The sequence below is a fragment of the Enterobacter cloacae complex sp. IR5412 genome, from assembly GCF_049237385.1.
Taxonomy (GTDB): Bacteria; Pseudomonadota; Gammaproteobacteria; order Enterobacterales; family Enterobacteriaceae; genus Enterobacter; species Enterobacter intestinihominis.
This window is the reverse complement of record NZ_JBMKHQ010000002.1, coordinates 483,294-505,893: the sequence shown is the minus strand read 5'-3', so window position 1 is coordinate 505,893 and position 22,600 is coordinate 483,294. Positions and strand designations below refer to the sequence as shown.

Genomic DNA, 22,600 nt, shown 5'->3' with positions numbered 1-22,600 from the left:
ATTAATAAGAGAAGGGGAGCCATGAAGGCTCCCCCGAAGCCGTTAACTGGCTTTTTTAACCTGAGGCAGATCGAAGGCTTTACGTAATGCGCGGACAAACGCTTTGTCATGGCAGATGGTTTTGCCCGGGCTGTCGGAGAGCTTCGCGACCGGCTTACCGTTACATTCCACTAGCTTTATGACGATGTTCAGCGGTTTCACCTGGGGGATATCACAGGTTAAGCGCGTACCAATTCCGAAACTCAGGTTCACCCGCGATGAGAAGTGGCGATAAAGGTCGACGGCTTTCGCCAGGTCAAGGTTATCGGAGAAGACCAGCACCTTACTCATGGGATCGATACCCAGTTTTTCGTAATGGGCGATGGCTTTCTCACCCCATTCAACCGGGTCCCCGGAATCATGGCGCAAACCCTGGTAGCGTTCGGCAAACTCAGGGCCAAAGTCGCGCAGGAACGCGTCCATGGTAATGCAGTCGGTAAGGGCAATACCCAGCCGATCCGGGTACTCCTCAAGCCACGCGGCGAGGGCGGCGCGCTGGCTGTTGGCAAGGTCAGGGCTGATCTGCTGGTGCGCCTGGAACCATTCGTGCGCCTGGGTACCCATCGGCGTTAAATCGAGGCGACGCGCCAGATCGTAGTTACTGGTGCCAACGAACCACGGCTCCTGTTGCAGACGTCTGACAATGGCTTCCTGAACCTCGCGAGAGAAGCGGCGGCGCGTGCCAAAGTCCATCAGACGGAAGCGGGACATATCCAGCCCTTCTGTCAGTCTGGAAAACTCAACGAGTTTATTCTCCAGAGCGGCAACCGCCTGCGTTACACCGGTTTCAGGGGAGCGATAGCGGTGGGCCAGCTCGCTGATCACGGCCAGAAGCGGCACTTCCCACATGATCACTTCGCGCCACGGGCCGGTCAGACGAATGTCCAGCTTGCCGTTATCATTGGTGACGGTGACCTGTTCCGGCTTATAGCGGAACTCACGCAGCCAGTTCAGATAGTCCGCTTTAAAGAAAGGCAGGCCTGAAAGCCACTGATATTCGTCATCGGTGAGCGCCAGATGCTGCATGGCATCGACCTGTTCACGAATGGAATCTGCGTAGATACCCAGCAAGTCGTCACCCCGGCAGCGAAATTCCGCCGCAACATGAACATCATGATAGTGGTGAAACACGGCTTGCTGCATATGCAGCTTGTACGCGTCGGTATCCAGCAACGTATGCAGAACCGGAGAAGCGAATTGAGTCATAGGTGCGCTGTAGCATCCTCTCACGGGAGCGTTTAGTACAATAAACAACTCCGGAGTATACCCTGTTTAGTGATTTATTGAACCCCGATCACAACATAAGCACACTTTATGGTCGAGTGCATTTCGTGCCCCGTGTTATAAAAATGTAGCAAAAACGGCGTTGTGCCTGAAAAGATGAACATTCTGCATAGCGCGTTTTACACAACCGGAATATATTGAATCGTTACTCGACAAACGATGCATAAGGTTTTCTATGACACAACAGCCACAAGCTAAATACCGCCACGACTACCGTGCGCCGGATTACCTGATAAGCGATATCGATCTGACCTTCGACCTGGATGCCACAAAAACCGTCGTGACGGCGGTAAGCCAGGTGACGCGCCAGAGCGCGACAGCCGTGCCGCTGCGTCTGGATGGTGAAGACCTGACGCTGGTTTCCCTGCATATTAATGATGAAGCCTGGTCAGACTATAAAGAAGAAGGCAACCAGCTGGTCATCGACAACCTGCCGGAACGCTTTACCCTGCGCATCGTGAATGAAATCAGCCCTGCCGCCAATACCGCGCTGGAAGGGCTTTACCAGTCAGGCGTAGCCCTGTGCACCCAATGTGAAGCCGAAGGGTTCCGCCACATTACCTGGTATCTGGATCGCCCGGACGTCCTGGCGCGCTTTACCACCAAAATTATTGCCGACAAAACGCTGTACCCGTACCTGCTTTCCAACGGCAACCGGATTGGTGAAGGGGAACTGGAGAATGGCCGTCACTGGGTACAGTGGCAGGATCCGTTCCCTAAACCCTGCTACCTGTTTGCGCTGGTGGCGGGCGATTTCGATGTTCTGCGCGACACCTTTAAAACGCGCTCTGGCCGTGAAGTCGCGCTGGAGCTGTTCGTGGACCGTGGCAACCTTGACCGCGCCCCGTGGGCAATGACCTCCCTCATCAACTCCATGAAGTGGGATGAAACGCGCTTTGGCCTCGAATATGACCTCGACATCTATATGATCGTTGCTGTCGATTTCTTCAATATGGGCGCGATGGAGAATAAAGGTCTTAACATCTTCAACTCCAAATACGTGCTGGCGCGTACCGATACCGCAACGGATAAAGATTACCTCGATATCGAACGCGTTATCGGCCACGAATATTTCCATAACTGGACCGGGAACCGCGTCACCTGCCGCGACTGGTTCCAGCTGAGCCTGAAAGAGGGCTTAACCGTCTTCCGCGATCAGGAGTTCAGCTCCGATCTGGGATCGCGGGCGGTAAACCGCATCAACAACGTGCGCACTATGCGTGGTCTGCAATTTGCAGAAGATGCCAGCCCAATGGCCCATCCGATCCGCCCGGATAAAGTCATTGAGATGAATAACTTCTACACCCTGACGGTGTACGAAAAAGGCGCTGAAATTATCCGCATGATCCACACCCTGCTGGGCGAAGCGAATTTCCAGAAAGGGATGCAGCTTTACTTCGAGCGTCATGACGGCAGTGCGGCCACCTGCGACGATTTCGTCCAGGCGATGGAAGACGCCTCTAACGTGGATCTGTCTCATTTCCGCCGCTGGTACAGCCAGGCCGGTACGCCGATTGTGACGGTCAAAGACGACTACAACCCGGAAACTGAGCAGTACACGCTGACCATCAGCCAGCGCACACCGCCAACGGCGGAGCAGGAAGAGAAACATCCGCTGCACATTCCGTTCAGCGTTGAGCTGTACGACAACGAAGGCAACGTGATCCCGTTACAGAAGGGCGGTCACCCGGTGCATAACGTGCTGAACGTGACCCAGGCAGAGCAGACCTTTATCTTCGATAACGTCTATTTCCAGCCCGTTCCTGCCCTGCTGTGCGAGTTCTCCGCGCCGGTGAAACTCGAATATAAGTGGAGCGATCAGCAGCTGACGTTCCTGATGCGTCACGCGCGCAACGATTTCTCGCGCTGGGATGCGGCACAAAGCCTGCTGGCGACCTACATCAAGCTGAACGTCAACCGTTACCAGCAGGGCCAGCCGCTGACGCTGCCGGTTCATGTGGCAGACGCGTTCCGTGCCATCCTGCTGGATGAGAATATTGACCCGGCGCTGGCGGCTGAAATTTTGACGCTGCCGTCTGCGACTGAAATCGCCGAGCTGTTTGACATCATCGACCCCATTGCGATCGTCGCCGTGCGTGAAGCGCTGACCCGCACGCTGGCGACCGAACTGGCAGATGAGTTCCTCGCAATTTACAACGCCAACAAGCTGGACGCGTATCGGGTGGAACATGCGGATATCGGTAAACGTTCCCTGCGCAATACCTGCCTGCGCTATCTGGCATTTGGTGAGGCAGAGCTGGCGAACACGCTGGTCAGCAAGCAGTACCATGAGGCCGATAACATGACGGATGCGCTGGCCGCGCTGGCCGCAAGCGTTGCCGCCGAGCTGCCGTGCCGCGATGCGCTGATGCAGGAGTACGACGACAGGTGGCATCAGGATGGTCTGGTGATGGACAAGTGGTTCATCCTTCAGGCCACCAGCCCGGCAGCCGATGCGCTCAGCAACGTACGCAGCCTGCTGAAGCACCGTTCGTTCACCATGAGCAACCCGAACCGCGTCCGCTCGCTGATTGGCGCGTTTGCCAGCAGCAACCCGGCCGCGTTCCATGCTGAAGACGGCAGCGGTTATCAGTTCATGGTTGAAATGCTGACCGAGCTGAACAGCCGTAACCCGCAGGTGGCGTCTCGTCTGATTGAGCCGCTGATCCGCCTGAAACGCTACGATGCGCAGCGTCAGGCGAAAATGCGTGCCGCACTTGAGCAGCTGAAAGGGCTGGAAAATTTGTCTGGCGATCTGTACGAGAAGATTACAAAGGCGCTGGCCTGATGTAAAAAAGCCCGGTGGCGCTTCGCTTACCGGGCCTACGATTTGCCCTTGCGCCGTGCTCCCTGTTGAAGAGGGCCGGGGTGAGGGCATCAGGCATTAGCCTTTATCCGCTGAATCTCCGCTTCTCCACGTTTCATCACTCTATCCAGCACTTCCGCCTCCAGCTCCGCCAGTCTGGCCGATCCCACCCGGCGAGGACGTGGAATATCCACCGTCAGATCCAGACCAATTTTACCCTCTTCTATTAACAGCACCCTGTCTGCCATTGCCACAGCTTCGCTTACGTCATGCGTCACCAGCAGCACCGTAAAGCCGTGCGTCTGCCAGAGGGTTTCAATCAGATCCTGCATCTCGATCCGCGTCAGGGCATCAAGCGCGCCGAGCGGTTCATCAAGCAGCAGCAGACCGGGACGATGAATCAGCGCGCGTGCCAGGGCCACGCGCTGCTTTTGTCCACCCGACAGGGCCGCAGGCCACTCTCCCGCGCGATTCTCCAGCCCGACGGCGGCGAGTGCCTGCCGGGCATCCTCCCGCCAGCTACCCTTCAGGCCCAGCCCGACGTTATCCATCACCGTTTTCCACGGCAGCAGACGCGCGTCCTGAAACATCATGCGCGTATCATCCTGAATCGTGGACAGCGGCGTGGTGCCTGCCAGAATGTCACCGCTGTTTGGCGCCTCCAGCCCGGCTAAAAGACGCAGCAGGGTACTCTTGCCGCCACCGCTGCGGCCAACAACGGCCACAAACTGTCCGGCAGGAATATGCAGATCCAGTGCATTCAGAATGGTGTTATCACCGTAGCGTTTGGTCACGCCGTTCAGCAGTAAGGGTGTTCCCTGGTTCAGTCGTGCAGTATTCATGCTTTCGCCTCCTGAGCGGTGTAGGCCGGGTTCCAGCGCAGCCAGCTACGTTCCAGCCACTGGGCGCTGACGTCCGCAAGTTTGCCAAGCAGGGCATAAAGGATAATGGCAACCACCACCACGTCCGTTTGCAGGAACTCGCGGGCGTTCATCGCCAGATAACCAATGCCGGAGTTGGCCGAAATGGTTTCCGCCACGATCAGGGTTAGCCACATCAGGCCGAGCGCAAAACGCACCCCAACCATAATGGAGGGCAGGGCGCCCGGCAGGATCACATGGGTAAACAGGGCAAAACCTGACAGGCCATAGCTACGGGCCATCTCAACCAGACCGCGATCGATATTGCGGATCCCATGCCAGGTATTGATATAAATCGGGAATAATGTTCCCAGCGCCACGAGGAAAATTTTGGCGCTCTCATCAATGCCGAACCACAGGATAACCAGCGGAATAAGCGCCAGATGCGGCACGTTACGCAGCATTTGAACGGAGGTATCCAGCAGCCGCTCACCCCAGCGGGACAGACCGCTGATCAGCCCCAGCGTCAGGCCGATGCTCCCGCCAATCAAAAAGCCGATTACCGCGCGCCAGGAGCTGATGGCAAGATGTTGCCACAGCTCACCGCTGGCGCTTAGCGACCAGAACGCTTCCACAACGCCCTCCGGAGAGGGCAAAATACGGCTCGACAGCCAGCCAGTTGAAGACGCCAGTTGCCAGACGAGGACAATGCCGACGGGCAGAAACCACGGTGCGGCGCGCAGCAGCCATTTTTGTGCGGTTGAAGACATGGTGGCTCCTTAACTTTGCGCGACTTTTCTCGGGATAAACGCATTCGCCACGGCTTCGCCCTGCAACTGAAGCTGACGTGGCTGCGGAATTTCCGGGATAGCGACATCCAGGTGCGGGAAGAGCAGTTCACCCACCTTGTAGGCCTCCTCCAGATGCGGGTAGCCAGACAGGATAAAGCTGTCGATCCCCAGCGCCGCGTATTCATTAATGCGTGCCGCTACGGTTGGACCGTCGCCGACCAGCGCCGTACCGGCGCCGCCACGCACCAGACCCACCCCGGCCCACAGGTTCGGGCTGATCTCAAGATTTTCACGCTTGCCGTTGTGCAGGGAGGCCATTCGGTGTTGGCCCACGGAGTCGGTTTTGGCAAACGCCGCCTGTGCTTTGGCGATAGTGTCGTCGTCCAGATGAGCGATCAGACGGTCGGCGGCTTGCCAGGCCTCGTCGTTGGTTTCGCGTACGATCACGTGCAGGCGAATGCCGAAGCGCACCGTACGGCCATGTTCTGCGGCTTTGGCGCGTACCTGAGCAACTTTCTCTTTAACCAGCTCCGGTGGCTCGCCCCAGGTCAGATAGAGATCGACCTGCTCAGCCGCCAGCTCCTGCGCCACGTCCGACGATCCGCCGAAATAAAGGGGAGGGCGCGGCTGCTGTACCGGCGGGAAGTAGAGTTGCGCATCGCGAACGTGGATATGTTTTCCTTCGAAGGTGACGGTTTCCCCTTCCAGCAGACGTCGCCAGACGCGGGTGAACTCTGCGGAGGCTTCATAGCGCTCGGTATGATCGAGAAAAACGCCATCGCCCGCCAGCTCCTGCGGATCGCTGCCCGTCACCAGATTGAACAGCGCGCGGCCGTTGGAGAGCCTGTCCAGCGTTGCCGCCTGGCGTGCCGCGACGGTGGGCGACACCACGCTTGGGCGCAAGGCTACCAGGAATTTCAGGCGCTGGGTGACGGGGATCATCGACGCGGCAACCAGCCACGCGTCCTCACATGAACGGCCCGTCGGGATCAGCACCCCGGTAAAACCGATGCGGTCTGCCGCCTGGGCGATCTGCTGTAGATAGCCGTGATCGACCGGGCGGGCGCCTTCTTCTGTGCCAAGATAGTGTCCATCACCGTGGGTGGGTAAAAACCAGAAAAGATTCAGACTCATGATTTTTTTCCTTCAATGCCAGCGGGTTGCCAGATGCGTTCGCGAATATTCACCTGCTTTGGAACCAGGCGGTTTTGATAAAAGAGGTCTGCCGTTTGCTGCTGGAGGGCGGCAACGTGGGCGTCAACCGGCGCTATGGTGGTGGGAGGACGGTGGTCAAGATAGGTGGCGATCACCGGTTCAGGCAGGCCCATGGTTTTTGCCAGTAGCGTGATGCTCTGCTGACGCTGGCTTTGGGTCAGCGCATCGGCCTGAGAGAAGGTATCCAGCACCTGCTGAATAAATGCGCCATTTTTTTCAGCGTAAGGACGTGCCGCCAGGTAGAACGAACCGGTTTGTTTCAGGGTGGTACCGTCTTTCAGCACCCGCACACCGCCCTGCAACAGTGCGGCGGAGTAGTACGGATCCCAGATAGCCCAGGCATCAACATTTTTTTGCTGAAACGCCGCGCGCGCATCGGCAGGCGTCAGGTAAACGGGCTGGATATCGGTGAATTTAAGGCCGGCCTCCTGCAACGCGCGCAGCAGCAGGTTGTGCGAGCTGGAACCTTTCTGGAAAGCAACCTTATGGCCTTTGAGATCGGCGACGCTTTTGATCTCGCTGTTTTCCGGCACCAAAATAACCTCTGCCTTCGGCTTGGCGGGTTCAACGCCAACGTAAACCAGATCCGCCCCGGCCGCCTGGGCAAAGATCGGCGGGATATCGCCGGTGCTGCCTAAATCAATACTCCCGACGTTCAGCGCCTCCAGCATCTGCGGTCCGGCAGGGAACTCGACCCATGAGAATTTGGTCTGCGGGAAACGTTTCTCCAGCAACGCATGGCTTTTCGCCAGCACCATGCTGACGCTGCCTTTCTGATAACCGATACGCAGGCTCTCCGGCGTTTTCTCCGCCGCCTGAGCCAGCGATGCCACTGCCAGCAGACCTGCCAGCCCGATACGGGTAACTGTTTTAAACATGCGCCACTCCTTGTGATTGATGAAATGCCGCCGCGTGGCGATCCCGACGATTAAGGGCGTGCCAGAAGGTTTCAAGCGCGCTGTCGAGGCGGGTTTGCAGATTCGGCGTGAAATGCGGTTTATGCTGGTAGTCGATTACCTGTGAGTCGTCAGCGAAGACGCCATGCAGGATCTCCTGCGCTTTCAGCGCGTTCAGAACCGGCTTGAGGGCATAATCCACCGCCAGTAAATGGGCTACCGTACCGCCTGTGGCCAGCGGCAGGACGACCTTACCGTCCAGCGCGCGTTCGGGCAGCAGATCGAGCAGCGTTTTCAGTGCACCGGAAAAAGAGGCTTTATAAATTGGTGTCGCGACGACCAACCCGTCAGCACGCTTAAGTTGTTCGATCAGGGTTTTCAGCGCCGGGCTGTCGAAACGGGCGTAGAGCAGATCTTCAGGCGCGAAATTGTGCAAATTCCAGTGACACACTTCGACATCCAGAGCATTAAGCTTTTCGCGAGCGTATTCCAGCAGTGCGCTGGATCGAGAGGGGAAGCGGGGGCTTCCGGCCAGGGTAATGACGCGCATGGTTGCTCCTTATAACTAATTGTTTGCTTTTATCTAACATTCATAACAATTTTCAGGAGTGTGACATTGCGTGGTTATTCCACTAAATGATTTATCCTCAGGATGAATGCAGAAAAAAGCATAAGAAGCGAACCGATAAGTAAACGATTGCGTTTTACATGGCTTTTTTTGCCACAGGTCAATTCCCTTTCCGGGCGGGATCGCACATAATCCCCTCCCGGTTTGCACACCGGGAATCCAGGAGAGTTCATGTACTACCCCTTCGTTCGTAAAGCCCTTTTCCAGCTCGATCCTGAGCGCGCTCATGAATTTACATTTCAGCAGTTACGTCGTATTACAGGAACGCCTCTGGCCGCGCTGGTGCGTCAAAACGTGCCGGAAAAACCCGTCCAATGCATGGGCCTGACGTTCAAAAATCCACTGGGCCTTGCGGCCGGTCTGGACAAAAATGGCGAATGCATTGATGCACTCGGCGCGATGGGCTTTGGCTCGATCGAAATCGGGACGGTGACGCCGCGTCCGCAGCCGGGAAATGACAAGCCACGTCTGTTCCGCCTGGTTGAAGCCGAGGGGCTGATCAACCGCATGGGCTTTAATAACCTTGGCGTCGATCATCTGGTTGAGAACGTTAAGAAAGCCCATTTTGATGGTGTGCTGGGTATTAATATTGGCAAAAATAAAGACACGCCCGTCGAGCAGGGTAAAGATGACTATCTGATTTGTATGGAAAAAGTCTATGCCTATGCCGGTTATATCGCGGTGAATATATCCTCGCCTAACACCCCAGGGCTGCGTTCATTACAATATGGCGAAGCGCTCGACGATCTTCTTAGCGCCATTAAAAATAAACAAACGGCACTACAGGCGATCCACCATAAATATGTTCCGGTCGCGGTCAAGATCGCCCCGGATCTTTCGGCAGAAGAATTGATCCAGGTTGCCGACAGTTTAGTTCGCCATAATATTGATGGTGTGATTGCGACCAATACAACGCTCGATCGCTCCCTCGTCCAGGGAATGAAAAACTGTGACGAAGCGGGTGGATTAAGTGGCCGTCCGGTACAATTAAAAAGCACCGAAATTATTCGCGCACTCTCCGCGGAATTAAAAGGCCAGCTGCCGATTATTGGCGTGGGTGGCATTGACTCCGTCATCGCTGCACGTGAGAAGATGGCGGCAGGGGCTTCACTGGTGCAAATTTATTCCGGCTTTATTTTTAAAGGGCCGCCATTGATTAAAGAAATTGTCACGCATATCTAATCTTTTCTCTTAATCAGACAACCAGGGCTTTATTTCCAGCCCTGGTTGTTTTATATTCCGTCATTGTTGCTTATTTAGACATTATAGTCTTTTATTACTAGTGTTATAAGCGAAGCGGCAAACAGGACATTTTTAGTACAGGACGTTTTGGGGACGGGAGAGAAACATGCGAATTAAACCTGACGATAACTGGCGCTGGTATTTTTGTGACGAGCATGACCGTATGATGCTCGACTTAGCCAATGGCATGTTGTTTCGCTCTCGTTTTGCGCGCCGAATGTTAACGCCAGACGCGTTTGCTCCCTCAGGCTTTTGCGTTGACGACGCTGCACTCTATTTCTCTTTTGAAGAAAAATGCCGCGACTTCAATCTCTCCAAAGAACAGCGCGCTGAACTGGTACTAAATGCGCTGGTGGCGATCCGTTTCCTGAAACCACAAATGCCGAAAAGCTGGCATTTCCTCGCGCACGGTATGAGCTGGACCCCGGCTATCGGCGATGCGGCCAGCGTCAATCTGAGCGATACCGAAGAAGAGGTGAATTTGCTGGTGGTTGAACCCGGTGAAAACGCTGCGCTCTGTTTGCTGGCCCAACCCGGCGTGACCATTGCCGGGCGAGTCATGCAGTTAGGTGATGCCATCAAAGTGATGAATGACAGGCTGAAGCCTCAGCTGCGCGTCGATTCCTTCAGCCTCGAACAGGCGGTTTAAGCTTCCAGCTGTACGGATGTTTTCGGTACACAGCTACAGCACAGGATCGTGCCGTCACTGCCAATCGCAGATTTCTTCAGGGCACTCACTTCACCATCGACCAGTTTAATGCGACAGCATCCGCAAATCCCCGCGCGACAGGAATAAGGTACGCGGATACCCGCCTGCTCCAGCTGTTCCAGTAGCACCTGCTGATTGTTACCACGAATAACTTTGCCTTCCCAGTGAATATCCACCGCGGAAGCGACGTTGGTGACAACGTCAACCATTTCTTCTTCCTGGCCTGCGCCGTACACTCTTGCAGGCCCGCGGGTAAGAATTTCGACCTCGTCGCCCACGCGGATTACGCCGCTGGAGCGGGGGATCAGGTTCTGGCCGAAGTCGACATCACCGTTATCCTGCGCGGTACGAAATGATTGCAAGGTTTTCAGCGGTTCGCCGGAAGGGTGTTTCTGACCTTTCTCCGGGCTGACGGTGGTAAAAATACAGCGGCTGCACGGCTTCACGACATCAAAGATAACGCTGCCGATGCGGATCACTTTCCAGGTATCTTCATCCCAGGCATCCGCTCCGGTCACCACCAGATTCGGGCGAAACTGCTCCATCTGCACGCTGGCTTTGCAACGGGTTTGTAAATCACGCAGCGAGGCCTCGCTGGTCAGCAGGAAGGGAAAACCATCCGCAAAGGAGAGGGGAACCGCGTCGTGGCGTTTCACGCGACGAGTCAGCGCAGGCCCAACCCAGCGCAGCTGAACGTCACGTGAGAAAAAGCCGCTCAGCCACTGGTTAATGTTATCCGGCGCGATACGCGCGGTAAAATGATTGCCCCACACTTCCGTTGGCGCATCAACCGGCGCAAAATCAGCAAAGCGGATCACGACGCTTGAACCGTCTGGCGCGGTCAAATGCAATCCGTCATGAAGCGGGGAAGGCGTAAAGCGAACCATCTGCGGGAACTGACGTGCGGTGATGAACGTACCGTCAGGCTCGGTGATCATAAAAATACGATCGAAGGCGAATCCGCTCATATCGGCCAGCGCGTGCGTCACGCCGATACCACGCATGGATTTCACCGGATGAATAAAAAGCCTGGATAACGTCGCCACTGCACACTCCCGCTAAATAAAATAAGCCTTCAACTTTATGACATACACGCCATATTAGCTATAATGCGCGACAATTTTCTATGAGTAAAAGTGACGATATGAATTCTCTGTTTGCCAGTACGGCCCGTGGGCTGGAAGAGCTGTTAAAAACTGAACTGGAAACCCTGGGCGCGAAAGAGTGCCAGGTGGTTCAGGGTGGCGTCCATTTTGAGGGCGACACGCGGCTTATTTACCAGAGCCTGATGTGGAGCCGTCTGGCGTCGCGCATCATGCTGCCCATGAAAGAGTGCAAGGTCTACAGCGATCTTGATCTCTACACCGGTGTACAGATGATCGACTGGACAGAGATCTTCACCCCGGACGCTACCTTTGCGGTGCATTTCAACGGCGTCAACGATGAGATCCGCAACAGCCAGTACGGTGCCCTGCGCGTCAAAGACGCCATTGTGGACTGCTTCACGCGTCGTAATAAAGAACGTCCGAACGTTGATCGTGAAAACCCGGATCTGCGTATCAACGTCTGGCTGAACGGCGACACTGCCAGTATTTCCCTGGATCTGAGCGGCGCAGGCCTGCATCTGCGCGGCTATCGCGATCGCACCGGCATGGCCCCAATCAAAGAGACACTGGCCGCCGCTATCGTGATGCGCTCCGGCTGGCAGCCGGGTACGCCGCTGCTCGATCCAATGTGCGGTTCCGGTACGCTGCTGATTGAAGCCGCGATGCTGGCCACTGACCGCGCGCCAGGGCTGCATCGTGGACAGTGGGGCTTCAAAGGCTGGGCGCAGCACGATGAAGCCCTCTGGAAAGAGGTCAAAGACGACGCGCAGACCCGTGCCCGTAAAGGGCTGGCGGAGTACACCTCTCACTTTTACGGTTCGGACAACGACCCACGGGTGATTGAACGCGCGCGCAGCAACGCCCGTCGAGCCGGTATCGGTGAGCTGGTGACCTTCGACGTCAAAGATGTGGCGAACCTGACCAATCCGCTGCCAAAAGGCCCGTACGGTACGGTGATCAGCAATCCGCCGTATGGTGAGCGTCTTGGCAGTGAGCCAGCGCTGATTGCGCTACACAGCCTGCTGGGCCGCAACATGAAAGCGCATTTCGGCGGCTGGAACCTCTCCCTGTTTAGCGCCTCGCCAGAGCTGCTGAGCTGCCTGCAATTGCGTGCCGATCGCCAGTTCAAGGCGAAAAACGGCCCGCTGGACTGCGTGCAGAAAAACTACCATCTGGCAGAGATAGCAGCGGACAGCAAACCGTCTGGCGTGGCGGAAGATTATGCCAACCGTCTGCGCAAAAACCTGAAGAAATTTGAGAAGTGGGCGAAGCAGGAAGGCATCGAATGTTATCGCCTTTACGACGCTGACCTGCCGGAATACAACGTGGCGGTTGACCGCTATGCAGACTGGGTGGTGGTTCAGGAATACGCCCCGCCGAAAACCATTGATGCGCAAAAAGCGCGTCAGCGTATGCTGGATGTGATTGCGGCCACCATCGCCGTACTCGGCATTTCGCCAAACAAGCTGGTGCTGAAAACCCGTGAGCGTCAGAAAGGCAAAAACCAGTATCAGAAGATGGGCGAGAAGGGCGACTTCATCGAAGTGGGCGAATATAATGCGCGCCTGTGGGTTAACCTGACCGATTACCTTGATACCGGTCTGTTCCTCGATCACCGCATCGCCCGCCGCATGCTGGGCCAGATGAGTAAGGGCAAAGACTTCCTGAACCTGTTCTCCTATACCGGCAGCGCCAGCGTTCATGCAGGGCTTGGTGGGGCGCGTAGTACCACCACGGTCGATATGTCCCGTACTTATCTGGAGTGGGCAGAGCGCAACCTGCGTCTTAACGGCTTAACCGGTCGTCAGCATCGCCTGTTACAGGCCGACGTGCTGGGCTGGCTGCGCGATACCGATGAGCAGTTTGACCTTATCTTTATCGATCCGCCGACCTTCTCTAACTCCAAGCGTATGGAGGATAGCTTTGACGTTCAACGCGATCACCTGCGCCTGATGACCGACCTGAAGCGTCTGCTGCGTAAAGGCGGCACCATTATGTTCTCGAATAACAAGCGCGGATTCCGCATGGATCACGACGGCCTGGCCGAACTGGGACTTAAAGCACAAGAAATCAGCCAAAAAACGCTGTCTCAGGACTTTGCCCGTAACCGTCAAATCCACAACTGCTGGCTGATCTCCGCGGTCTGAAAGGAAAAATAAATGTCTTTAATTAGTATGCACGGCGCGTGGCTCTCTTTCAGCGACTCACCGCTTCTCGATAATGCAGAGCTGCATATCGAAGATAACGAGCGCGTCTGTCTGGTCGGCCGTAACGGCGCAGGTAAATCGACGCTGATGAAAATCCTCAACCGTGAGCAGGGGCTGGACGACGGCCGTATTGTTTACGAGCAGGATCTGGTCGTCTCTCGTCTGCAACAGGATCCGCCGCGTAACGTTACCGGCAGCGTGTACGATTTTGTGGCCGAAGGGATTTCAGAGCAGGCGGAATACCTCAAGCGCTACCACGAGATTTCGCATCTGGTCATGACCGACCCGAGCGACAAAAATCTCAACGAACTGGCAAAAGTGCAGGAGATGCTCGATCACCACGGCCTGTGGCAGCTGGAAAACCGCATTAACGAAGTGCTGGCTCAGCTTGGCCTGGAAGCGGATATGGAGCTGTCGGCGCTCTCCGGCGGCTGGCTGCGTAAAGCGGCGCTGGGCCGTGCCCTGGTGAGCGGGCCCAGGGTACTGCTGCTGGACGAACCAACGAACCACCTGGATATCGAAGCGATTGACTGGCTGGAAGGGTTCCTGAAAACTTTCAATGGCACCATTATCTTCATCTCCCACGACCGTTCGTTCATCCGCAACATGGCCACGCGCATTGTCGACCTCGACCGCGGCAAGCTGGTGACCTATCCGGGCGATTACGATACCTATCTGCTGGAGAAAGAAGAGAACCTGCGCGTGGAAGAGCTGCAAAACGCCGAGTTCGACCGCAAGCTGGCGCAGGAAGAGGTATGGATCCGTCAGGGCATCAAGGCGCGTCGTACCCGTAATGAAGGCCGCGTTCGCGCCCTGAAGGCGATGCGCCGCGAACGTAGCGAACGCCGCGAAGTCTTGGGTAGCGCCAAAATGCAGGTGGAAGAGGCGTCCCGCTCGGGCAAAATTGTCTTCGAAATGGAGAACGTGAGTTATTCGGTTGACGGCAAAGTGCTGGTGAACGATTTCTCCGCACAGGTTCAGCGCGGCGACAAAATTGCGCTTATTGGTCCAAACGGCTGCGGCAAAACCACGCTGTTGAAACTGATGCTGGGCCAGTTGCAGGCCGACAGCGGTCGTATTCACTGTGGTACCAAGCTGGAAGTAGCGTACTTTGACCAGCATCGCGCAGAGCTGGATCCGGACCGTACGGTGATGGACAACCTCGCAGAGGGCAAACAGGAGGTAATGGTTAACGGCAAGCCGCGTCACGTGCTGGGCTACCTTCAGGACTTCCTGTTCCACCCAAAACGCGCCCTGACGCCTGTGCGCGCGCTGTCCGGCGGTGAGCGTAACCGTCTTTTGCTGGCGCGCCTGTTCCTGAAACCCAGTAACTTACTGATTCTCGATGAACCGACGAACGATCTGGATGTCGAAACGCTGGAACTGTTGGAAGAGTTGATTGATGGCTATCAGGGAACCGTGATGCTGGTCAGCCACGATCGTCAATTTGTCGATAACACCGTGACCGAGTGCTGGATCTTCGAAGGCGAAGGACGCATCGGTCAATATGTGGGCGGCTATCATGACGCGCGTGGACAGCAATCGCAGTCGCTGGCGCAAAAACAGGCGAAGACCAAAAATGTCGCTGAACCTGTTGTTGCGAAAGCAGAAACTGTCAAAAAGTCTCCTGCTAAAATGAGCTATAACTTGCAGCGCGAGCTGGAAGGGCTGCCGCAGCGTCTGGAAGAGCTGGAAGCGGCACTGGAAGCACTGCAAATTCAGGTCGCTGATGCGTCATTCTTTACGCAGCCTCACGACTATACTCAGAAAGTATTGGCTGAACTCTCCCAGGCCGAGCAGGCGCTGGAAGAGGCATTTGAGCGCTGGGAGTACCTTGAGTCTCTGAAAAACGGCGCATAAACAGGGATAATCTATGTGTGACCAGCACCATGCCGATCGGCATATTTTATGCTCGCAATGCGATATGCTCGTGGCGTTGCCAGAGCTTGGTCACGGACATAAGGCTGCCTGCCCGCGCTGCGGAGCTACGCTGACGACCGAGTGGGACGCGCCAAGGCAGCGTCCTACGGCTTACGCGCTGGCAGCCCTGTTCATGTTACTGCTCTCCAATCTCTTCCCTTTCATCTCTATGAAAGTGGGTGGGATGGTAAGCCAGGTGGAGTTACTGGAAATTCCAGGCGTGATGTTCTCGGAAGATTACGCCAGCCTTGGCACCTTCTTTCTTCTGTTCGTGCAGATAGTCCCGGCTTTTTGCCTGGTCGTCATTCTGCTACTGGTCAATCGCGTCAGGATGCCCACCGCCCTTAAAATCAAACTCGCGCGGATCCTGTTCCAGCTGAAAAGCTGGGGGATGGCGGAAATTTTTCTGGCGGGTATCCTGGTCAGCTTCGTGAAGCTGATGGCCTACGGCGATGTGGGGATTGGCAGCAGCTTTATTCCGTGGTGTCTGTATTGCGTGCTGCAACTGCGCGCTTTCCAGTGCGTGGACCGACGCTGGACCTGGGACGATATTGCCCCGGCACCGACGCTCTCGCAGACGGTAAAGGTGGGCGTACCGGGTATCCGTCAGGGGCTGCGCTCCTGCTCCTGCTGCACCGCCGTGCTGCCCGCGGATGTCGAGGTGTGTCCCCGCTGTGAAACTAAAGGTCACGTCCGACGCAAAAATAGCCTGCAATGGACCATGGCGCTGCTGGTGACCTCTGTCATGCTCTATCTGCCCGCCAATATTTTGCCGATCATGATCACCGATCTGCTCGGCGACAGAATGCCCTCGACCATCCTTGCCGGGGTGATTTTGCTGTGGAGCGAAGGGTCATACCCTGTTGCAGGCGTCATATTTCTCGCCAGCATTATGGTTCCGACCTTAAAGATGATTGCCATTGCCTGGCTTTGCTGGGATGCAAAAGGGCACGGTAAGCGTGACAGTGAGCGCATGCATCTGATTTATGAGGTCGTGGAATTTGTTGGCCGCTGGTCGATGATTGACGTGTTCGTGATTGCGGTTCTCTCAGCGCTGGTGCGTATGGGTGGGCTGATGAGTATTTATCCCGCTATGGGAGCGCTGATGTTTGCTTTGGTCGTCATTATGACCATGTTTGCGGCCATGACCTTCGACCCTCGTTTATCGTGGGATCGTGAGCCCGATTCAAGCCATGAGGAAGAGTAAGAGCATGGAAAATAAGAGTGGAGAGGCTAAAGTGCAGAAGGTCAGAAACTGGTCGCCGGTGTGGATTTTCCCCATCGTGACCGCGCTGATCGGTGCATGGATCCTGTTTTATCATTACAGCCATCAGGGACCGGAAGTCACGCTAATTACCACCAATGCAGAGGGAATTGAGGGCGGAAAAACCACCATCAAGAGCCGCAGCGTGGATGTGGGTGTCGTGGAAAGCGCGACCCTGACGGATGATTTAACCCATGTTGAAATTAAGGCCCGCCTGAATGCTGGCATGGAAAAACTGCTCCATGAAGATTCCGTTTTTTGGGTGGTGAAACCGCAGGTCGGAAGAGAAGGGATCAGCGGCTTAGGGACGCTATTGTCAGGGGCTTACATTGAACTCCAGCCCGGCAATAAAGGCGCCCAGCCAGCAAACTATCAGTTGCTGGATTCACCGCCGCTTGCGCCACCGGATGCAAAAGGGATCCGCGTCATTCTGGACAGCAAAAAAGCGGGCCAGCTCTCGCCGGGCGATCCGGTGCTGTTCCGTGGGTATCGTGTCGGTTCGGTTGAAACGAGCACCTTCGATCCGCAAAAACGGACCATCAGCTATCAGCTATTTATCAATGCGCCTAATGACCGACTGGTGACCAGTAACGTTCGTTTCTGGAAAGACAGTGGGATCGCTGTGGATCTGACCTCTGCGGGGATGCGCGTTGAGATGGGTTCACTCACCACGCTGTTTGGTGGGGGCGTCAGTTTTGACGTGCCGGAAGGTATAGATCTGGGACAACCGGTGGCGGAAAAAACCGCCTTCAGATTGTTTGACGATCAAAAAAGCATTCAGGATGCGCTCTATACCGATCACATCGATTATCTGATGTTCTTTAAGGACTCTGTACGCGGCTTGCAGCCAGGAGCGCCAGTTGAGTTCCGCGGTATCCGTCTGGGTACAGTGGGGCAAGTGCCTTACTTTGTTCCGGGACTCAAGCAAATGCTTGATGATGATTATCGTATTCCGGTGCTGATACGCATTGAGCCTGAGCGTTTAATTAACCAGATAGGTGAAGATCAGGATATTGGGGAGCATATCAGCGACCTGATGAATCGCGGTCTGCGTGGCTCGCTGAAAACCGGCAACCTGGTGACAGGGGCGTTGTATGTCGATATGGACTTCTATCCAAAAGCGCCACCTATGACGGGAGTCCGTGAATTTGGCGGCTACAAAATCATTCCTACGGTCAGCAGTGGCCTGGCGCAGATCCAACAGCGTCTGATGGAAACGCTGGATAAGATCAACAATCTGCCGCTGAATCCAATGCTTGAGGCTGCGACGGGATCACTGCATCAGAGCCAGGCGACGATGCAACGTCTGCAAACCACCCTGGATAATATCAACAAGATCACGGCCAACCAGTCCATGCAGCAACTGCCGCAGGATATGCAGAAAACGTTGCGTGAACTGAATCGCAGTATGCAGGGCTTCCAGCCGGGCTCAGCGGCCTACAACAAGATGGTGGCGGATATGCAACGTCTTGATCAGGTTTTACGCGAGCTACAGCCCGTTCTGAAAACGCTCAATGAAAAGAGCAACGCGCTGGTGTTTGAAGCGAAAGATAAAAAGGATCCTGAGCCTAAGAGGGCGAAACAATGAAAAAATGGCTAATCATCGCAGGCGCACTGGTATTAACGGCCTGTAGCTCTGGAAGCGATAACAAAAGCTACTACCAGCTGCCGTTAAGCGCGCAGTCGGGGGCGCAGAGCAGCGCCTCGCAGGGCAGCCGTCTGCTGTGGGTTGAGCAGGTTGCCGTGCCAGATTACCTGGCGGGCAACGGGGTGGTCTACCAGACCAGCGATGTGCAGTATGTAATCGCCAACAATAACCTGTGGGCCAGCCCGCTGGATCAGCAGCTACGCAATACGCTGGTGGCGAATCTGAGCAGCCAGCTCCCCGGTTGGGTCGTTGCCTCGCAGCCTCTGGGAAGCGATCAGGACACTCTGAATGTTAACGTGACGGGATTCCATGGCCGCTATGATGGTGCCGTTGTTATCAGCGGGGAGTGGCTGCTGAATCACCAGGGTCAGCTGATTAAGCGTCCTTTCCATCTTGAACTCAAGCAGCAGAAAGATGGCTATGACGAAATGGTGAAAGTACTTGCGCAGGGATGGGCACAGGAGTCGGCTACTATAGCAAGAGAGATTTCCCGCCTGCCATAAGTAAAATTCATCGACGAAAGCCGCACTCAGCTTCTTGCTGATTGCGGCTTTTTTTTCGTTTTACGTTCAGGTTGTTACTTGTCCCGCATCACACTTTTTGTACAAACGATCTTCCATGTAGCTCACAAATATGACACCCGTATGAATTTTGAACGTTGACGCTGACGCAGATTCGGGGTATTCGTTAACTGTGCTTGCACATATTGCAACCACTGTTTTCTTTCCACCAGACAAAAGAATGAGGGAAACGAGGCATGAAGAGACAGAAACGAGATCGCCTGGAAAGGGCTCATCAACGTGGTTATCAGGCTGGCATCGCCGGACGTTCTAAAGAAATGTGTCCCTATCAGGCCCTGAATCAAAGGTCCCAATGGCTAGGGGGCTGGCGAGAAGCCATCGGAGACAGGGCAGTACTTGCTTGATACCGTCTCTTTAAAAAGAAACCTCCGCAATGCGGAGGTTTCGCCTTTCTGGAAGGGGCTAAAAGCCGTTATCAGAAAGCGGAGGTATCCTGGAACAGACCCACTTTCAGGTCGTTCGCGGTATAGATCAGACGACCATCAACCAACACTTCACCGTCCGCCAGGCCCATAATCAGACGGCGGTTAACGATGCGTTTGAAATGGATACGGTAGGTGACTTTCTTCGCGGTAGGCAGAACCTGACCGGTGAATTTCACTTCGCCTACGCCCAGCGCACGGCCTTTGCCTTCACCGCCAAGCCAGCCCAGATAGAAGCCAACCAGCTGCCACATGGCATCGAGGCCCAGGCAGCCAGGCATTACCGGATCGCCAATAAAGTGGCAACCGAAGAACCACAGGTCCGGGTTGATATCGAGTTCTGCTTCTACGTAACCCTTATCAAAGTTGCCGCCGGTTTCGGTCATTTTCACGACACGGTCCATCATCAGCATATTTGGGGCTGGTAACTGCGGGCCTTTCGCGCCAAACAGTTCACCGCGACCAGAGGCAAGAAGGTCTTCTTTAGTATAGGATTCGCGTTTATCTACCATGTTCTCAGTAAGCCTTATTTTAGTGAAGGACGCAGGATAGCTAACACGTGTACGCTGAACAAGTCCGATCAGTTCGCACTAAACCAACTTAACCAGCGTAACGGCCACGGATAACGATGACGAGCATCCTGCTGTGTCGCCTGAGCTATACGTTCCTGAATGGTCTGCATCAGGGTTGTCTGGCCTTCGCCGTCCCAGACCAGGTTTGTCAGTAAGGGTAGTGCATCCTCAACCCCTTCGATGGCCCAGACGGTGAATTGTTCCTGCTCTACCGCATCCAGAATCGCCTGGCTCAGGCTCAAATGGCGAGCGTTAGGTGCCGGAATTATCACGCCCTGTTTGCCGTTTAAACCGCGCTGCTGGCAGATTGCGAAGAAGCCTTCGATTTTCTCATTCAGTCCGCCCACCGGTTGGGCACGGCCAAACTGATCCACGGACCCGGTAATCGCAATATTCTGGTTAATCGGCACGTCTGCAAGCGCGCTGATCACGGCGCACAGCTCTGCCATTGAGGCGCTGTCGCCGTCGACTTCACTGTAGGACTGCTCAAAGGTCAACGAGGCAGAGAAGGGGATCTGCTGCTCGAGCTGAAGTTCAGACATCAGGAATGCCTGCATGATCATCATGCCTTTGGCATGAATGTTTCCGCCCAGTTCGGCCTTGCGTTCGATATCGGTAAATTCGCCGTCACCAATGTGTACGACACAGCTGATACGGGAAGGCTCACCAAAGGCGCGCGGGTGCCCGGGGAACTCGATGACGGACAAGGCATTGATTTGCCCGATACGTTCGCCTTCGGTCTCCACCAGAATCTGTTCAAGCAGAATTTCATCCTGCATACGGTCAGCAAGATAGCCTTCGCGCCATTCACGCTGGGCCAGCATCTGGCTCAGTTGCTCACCGTTGAACGTACCGTTGCCGCTGATAACGCCCACTTCACGCAGTTGTTTACCGATCCAGAGCGGACAGAGCGGCAGGGTTTCCTGATCGCCGGTGTAGCGTACGGCCTCGCGGATTAAGCCCGGCCACGCATCCTCGGCAGGTGAGGGCAGCGCGAAACGTTCCGCCACGGCCATAACCCACTGACACCACTGCGCCATGTCATCGGCATCTGCAATCTGAATATTGTCTTCAAATTCGCTGTAAACCGCCTGCTCCGCGAGTTCTGGCTCCATTTCCTGGAAGTCAGCCAGGGATTCACGGTCACCCGTCAGCACGACGGTCAGCGACAGCGGCATAGACGGAATGGAAACAGGCAGAGGACGTGACTCGTCGAAGCCTACCCAGTCAAAACGTTGCTGCGTCACCACCGTTTTCAGGCGCATCCACAGCAGCGGCTGCGCAAGCAGTGTGCGAAGGGAGATGAGCAATACGCCGCCATTCGCGCGGTGTACCAGCCCGGGTTGCAGAGAAACATCGCCATTAAACTGACGAAGGCAGCCGAACAACTGTTCTGCTTCCACCCAGTTGGCAGTGATCACCTCGCCTTTTGCAGCGAACAATCCATCTGCCTGCGTGGCAGGTTCGAATGTCACGTCGCGACCGGCAATATGATACTGACCACCAAAAACGGCATTCGTTTTTGGCTGCAACTGGCGCATGGCATCACCGAGAAGCGTCAGATACTCGGCTTCTTCCGGGGCTTTGAGCAGCATGAAAGGAGATGTAGCCCATGGGGATGACATCTGCTCCAGCGCGTAATGCAAACGCGGTTGTGTCTCGCTAAGTATGAATTTGTGTTCTTTTGTGAGGTCTGGCTGTGCAAACAGCTCCTGATAGCTCTCGGTATCCGGAACCAGGTCACGCCATGCAAGTTTCGTAATGGTCAAAGTTGATGTTTTTTAGTCAGAAGTAAAACCGTGGAGTATACCGTAAGCGGCGCACTCTGCCCAATCAGGATTCGGCTTTTCGTCATGCGGATCGCCTGCGACGTTTCACAGGATATGATTTCTTTTCAGCAGATTGCCAAAAAACTGATATTCTGAACAGAGTTACACGGTAACACTGAGATCGCAATGAAATATCAACAACTGGAAAACCTCGAAAGCGGCTGGAAATGGAAGTACCTGGTCAAAAAGCACCGTGAAGGGGAGCTGATCACCTGCTACATCGAAGCCAGCGCGGCACAAGAAGCTGTGGATATGTTGCTGACCCTCGAAAACGAACCGGTACAGGTCAACGACTGGATCGAGAAACACATTAATCCGGCCTTGTTAAACCGGATGAAGCAAACTATCCGAGCTCGTCGTAAACGGCATTTCAATGCCGAGCATCAGCACACCCGTAAGAAATCCATCGACCTGGAGTTCATGGTCTGGCAGCGTCTGGCCGGGCTTGCGCAACGGCGCGGGAAAACCCTGTCGGAAACGGTGGTGCAGCTGATTGAAGATGCCGAGCACAAAGAGAAGTATGCCAGCCAGATGTCGACGTTGAAAAACGATCTACAGGCACTGTTAGGTAAAAAATAAGC

Annotated in this window: 19 protein-coding genes; 10 read left to right on the top strand and 9 right to left on the bottom strand. The window is 55.3% G+C overall.

The window, feature by feature from the left end; translation table 11 throughout:
* Positions 1–42: 42 nt before the first annotated feature.
* The gene (gene pncB / locus ACOTX2_RS06135) at positions 43–1,245 is read right to left on the bottom strand and encodes a nicotinate phosphoribosyltransferase (protein WP_023299736.1); all 1,203 of its coding nucleotides are present in this window, start codon (positions 1,243–1,245) and stop codon (positions 43–45) included.
* Between the two features lie 253 nt (positions 1,246–1,498).
* On the opposite strand from pncB, the gene pepN reads away from it, so the two are divergent.
* On the top strand, positions 1,499–4,111 hold the full coding sequence (pepN, locus tag ACOTX2_RS06130; RefSeq protein ID WP_063147654.1) for an aminopeptidase N: 2,613 nt from the start codon (positions 1,499–1,501) through the stop codon (positions 4,109–4,111).
* An 89-nt stretch (positions 4,112–4,200) separates the two neighbouring features.
* On the opposite strand, the gene ssuB is transcribed toward pepN, so the two are convergent.
* The 5 genes from ssuB to ssuE are packed head-to-tail and all read right to left on the bottom strand — an operon-like array spanning position 4,201 to position 8,441.
* Positions 4,201–4,971 carry an aliphatic sulfonates ABC transporter ATP-binding protein gene (gene ssuB / locus ACOTX2_RS06125; protein ID WP_022647644.1) on the bottom strand — a complete coding sequence of 257 codons (771 nt, stop codon included), beginning with the start codon at positions 4,969–4,971 and terminating at the stop codon, positions 4,201–4,203.
* Positions 4,968–5,759, bottom strand: coding sequence for an aliphatic sulfonate ABC transporter permease SsuC (gene ssuC, locus ACOTX2_RS06120; RefSeq protein ID WP_063147653.1), 792 nt, complete (start codon positions 5,757–5,759; stop codon positions 4,968–4,970). Before ssuC ends, ssuB begins: the two co-directional genes overlap by 4 nt.
* Before the next feature lie 9 nt (positions 5,760–5,768).
* Positions 5,769–6,914 carry an FMNH2-dependent alkanesulfonate monooxygenase gene (gene ssuD, locus ACOTX2_RS06115; protein ID WP_038415787.1) on the bottom strand — a complete coding sequence of 382 codons (1,146 nt, stop codon included), beginning with the start codon at positions 6,912–6,914 and terminating at the stop codon, positions 5,769–5,771.
* A complete protein-coding gene (locus ACOTX2_RS06110; protein ID WP_022647646.1) occupies positions 6,911–7,873 on the bottom strand; it encodes a sulfonate ABC transporter substrate-binding protein in 963 nt (320 codons plus the stop codon). The genes ssuD and ACOTX2_RS06110 overlap by 4 nt, the downstream gene beginning before the upstream one ends.
* Positions 7,866–8,441 carry an NADPH-dependent FMN reductase gene (gene ssuE, locus ACOTX2_RS06105; protein ID WP_022647647.1) on the bottom strand — a complete coding sequence of 192 codons (576 nt, stop codon included), beginning with the start codon at positions 8,439–8,441 and terminating at the stop codon, positions 7,866–7,868. Before ssuE ends, ACOTX2_RS06110 begins: the two co-directional genes overlap by 8 nt.
* A gap of 249 nt (positions 8,442–8,690) precedes the next feature.
* Between ssuE and pyrD the strand changes: the two genes are divergently transcribed.
* Positions 8,691–9,701 carry a quinone-dependent dihydroorotate dehydrogenase gene (pyrD, locus tag ACOTX2_RS06100; RefSeq protein ID WP_015570907.1) on the top strand — a complete coding sequence of 337 codons (1,011 nt, stop codon included), beginning with the start codon at positions 8,691–8,693 and terminating at the stop codon, positions 9,699–9,701.
* A gap of 166 nt (positions 9,702–9,867) precedes the next feature.
* Complete coding sequence (gene zapC, locus ACOTX2_RS06095; RefSeq protein WP_023299740.1) at positions 9,868–10,410, top strand: cell division protein ZapC; 543 nt, start codon at positions 9,868–9,870, stop codon at positions 10,408–10,410.
* On the opposite strand, the gene ACOTX2_RS06090 is transcribed toward zapC, so the two are convergent.
* Complete coding sequence (locus tag ACOTX2_RS06090) at positions 10,407–11,516, bottom strand: YcbX family protein (RefSeq protein ID WP_032624523.1); 1,110 nt, start codon at positions 11,514–11,516, stop codon at positions 10,407–10,409. The genes zapC and ACOTX2_RS06090 overlap by 4 nt on opposite strands.
* Positions 11,517–11,614: 98 nt before the next feature.
* Between ACOTX2_RS06090 and rlmKL the strand changes: the two genes are divergently transcribed.
* The 6 genes from rlmKL (at position 11,615) to rmf (ending at position 19,540) form a co-directional block, all read left to right on the top strand.
* Positions 11,615–13,723 carry a bifunctional 23S rRNA (guanine(2069)-N(7))-methyltransferase RlmK/23S rRNA (guanine(2445)-N(2))-methyltransferase RlmL gene (rlmKL, locus tag ACOTX2_RS06085; protein ID WP_032671569.1) on the top strand — a complete coding sequence of 703 codons (2,109 nt, stop codon included), beginning with the start codon at positions 11,615–11,617 and terminating at the stop codon, positions 13,721–13,723.
* Between the two features lie 12 nt (positions 13,724–13,735).
* Positions 13,736–15,643, top strand: a complete 1,908-nt coding sequence (locus tag ACOTX2_RS06080) for an ABC transporter ATP-binding protein (protein ID WP_063147652.1) — start codon at positions 13,736–13,738, stop codon at positions 15,641–15,643.
* A 13-nt stretch (positions 15,644–15,656) separates the two neighbouring features.
* A complete protein-coding gene (pqiA, locus tag ACOTX2_RS06075) occupies positions 15,657–16,910 on the top strand; it encodes a membrane integrity-associated transporter subunit PqiA (RefSeq protein ID WP_022647652.1) in 1,254 nt (417 codons plus the stop codon).
* A 4-nt stretch (positions 16,911–16,914) separates the two neighbouring features.
* Complete coding sequence (gene pqiB, locus ACOTX2_RS06070) at positions 16,915–18,555, top strand: intermembrane transport protein PqiB (protein WP_022647653.1); 1,641 nt, start codon at positions 16,915–16,917, stop codon at positions 18,553–18,555.
* Complete coding sequence (gene pqiC, locus ACOTX2_RS06065; RefSeq protein ID WP_022647654.1) at positions 18,552–19,118, top strand: membrane integrity-associated transporter subunit PqiC; 567 nt, start codon at positions 18,552–18,554, stop codon at positions 19,116–19,118. Before pqiB ends, pqiC begins: the two co-directional genes overlap by 4 nt.
* A gap of 254 nt (positions 19,119–19,372) precedes the next feature.
* Positions 19,373–19,540: a ribosome modulation factor gene (gene rmf / locus ACOTX2_RS06060; RefSeq protein ID WP_003858162.1), complete on the top strand. Its 168-nt coding sequence runs from the start codon at positions 19,373–19,375 to the stop codon at positions 19,538–19,540.
* Positions 19,541–19,611: 71 nt separating this feature from the next.
* Here rmf and fabA read toward each other — a convergent pair whose 3' ends face one another.
* Entirely contained in the window at positions 19,612–20,130 is a 519-nt protein-coding gene (fabA, locus tag ACOTX2_RS06055) for a bifunctional 3-hydroxydecanoyl-ACP dehydratase/trans-2-decenoyl-ACP isomerase (protein ID WP_000227926.1), read from the bottom strand.
* A 68-nt stretch (positions 20,131–20,198) separates the two neighbouring features.
* Positions 20,199–21,959 carry an AAA family ATPase gene (locus ACOTX2_RS06050; protein WP_023305819.1) on the bottom strand — a complete coding sequence of 587 codons (1,761 nt, stop codon included), beginning with the start codon at positions 21,957–21,959 and terminating at the stop codon, positions 20,199–20,201.
* Positions 21,960–22,145: 186 nt separating this feature from the next.
* Here ACOTX2_RS06050 and matP point away from each other — a divergent pair, with 186 nt between their 5' ends.
* The gene (gene matP, locus ACOTX2_RS06045) at positions 22,146–22,598 is read left to right on the top strand and encodes a macrodomain Ter protein MatP (protein WP_063147651.1); all 453 of its coding nucleotides are present in this window, start codon (positions 22,146–22,148) and stop codon (positions 22,596–22,598) included.
* Positions 22,599–22,600: the final 2 nt, after the last annotated feature.

What these genes read in the sequence shown, in the direction of transcription:
- pncB (WP_023299736.1), bottom strand. Translation starts at nt 1,245, where the DNA reads ATGACTCAATTCGCTTCTCCGGTTCTGCATACGTTGCTGGATACCGAC.
- pepN (WP_063147654.1), top strand. Translation starts at nt 1,499, where the DNA reads ATGACACAACAGCCACAAGCTAAATACCGCCACGACTACCGTGCGCCG.
- ssuB (WP_022647644.1), bottom strand. Translation starts at nt 4,971, where the DNA reads ATGAATACTGCACGACTGAACCAGGGAACACCCTTACTGCTGAACGGC.
- ssuC (WP_063147653.1), bottom strand. Translation starts at nt 5,759, where the DNA reads ATGTCTTCAACCGCACAAAAATGGCTGCTGCGCGCCGCACCGTGGTTT.
- ssuD (WP_038415787.1), bottom strand. Translation starts at nt 6,914, where the DNA reads ATGAGTCTGAATCTTTTCTGGTTTTTACCCACCCACGGTGATGGACAC.
- ACOTX2_RS06110 (WP_022647646.1), bottom strand. Translation starts at nt 7,873, where the DNA reads ATGTTTAAAACAGTTACCCGTATCGGGCTGGCAGGTCTGCTGGCAGTG.
- ssuE (WP_022647647.1), bottom strand. Translation starts at nt 8,441, where the DNA reads ATGCGCGTCATTACCCTGGCCGGAAGCCCCCGCTTCCCCTCTCGATCC.
- pyrD (WP_015570907.1), top strand. Translation starts at nt 8,691, where the DNA reads ATGTACTACCCCTTCGTTCGTAAAGCCCTTTTCCAGCTCGATCCTGAG.
- zapC (WP_023299740.1), top strand. Translation starts at nt 9,868, where the DNA reads ATGCGAATTAAACCTGACGATAACTGGCGCTGGTATTTTTGTGACGAG.
- rlmKL (WP_032671569.1), top strand. Translation starts at nt 11,615, where the DNA reads ATGAATTCTCTGTTTGCCAGTACGGCCCGTGGGCTGGAAGAGCTGTTA.
- ACOTX2_RS06080 (WP_063147652.1), top strand. Translation starts at nt 13,736, where the DNA reads ATGTCTTTAATTAGTATGCACGGCGCGTGGCTCTCTTTCAGCGACTCA.
- pqiA (WP_022647652.1), top strand. Translation starts at nt 15,657, where the DNA reads ATGTGTGACCAGCACCATGCCGATCGGCATATTTTATGCTCGCAATGC.
- pqiB (WP_022647653.1), top strand. Translation starts at nt 16,915, where the DNA reads ATGGAAAATAAGAGTGGAGAGGCTAAAGTGCAGAAGGTCAGAAACTGG.
- pqiC (WP_022647654.1), top strand. Translation starts at nt 18,552, where the DNA reads ATGAAAAAATGGCTAATCATCGCAGGCGCACTGGTATTAACGGCCTGT.
- rmf (WP_003858162.1), top strand. Translation starts at nt 19,373, where the DNA reads ATGAAGAGACAGAAACGAGATCGCCTGGAAAGGGCTCATCAACGTGGT.
- fabA (WP_000227926.1), bottom strand. Translation starts at nt 20,130, where the DNA reads ATGGTAGATAAACGCGAATCCTATACTAAAGAAGACCTTCTTGCCTCT.
- matP (WP_063147651.1), top strand. Translation starts at nt 22,146, where the DNA reads ATGAAATATCAACAACTGGAAAACCTCGAAAGCGGCTGGAAATGGAAG.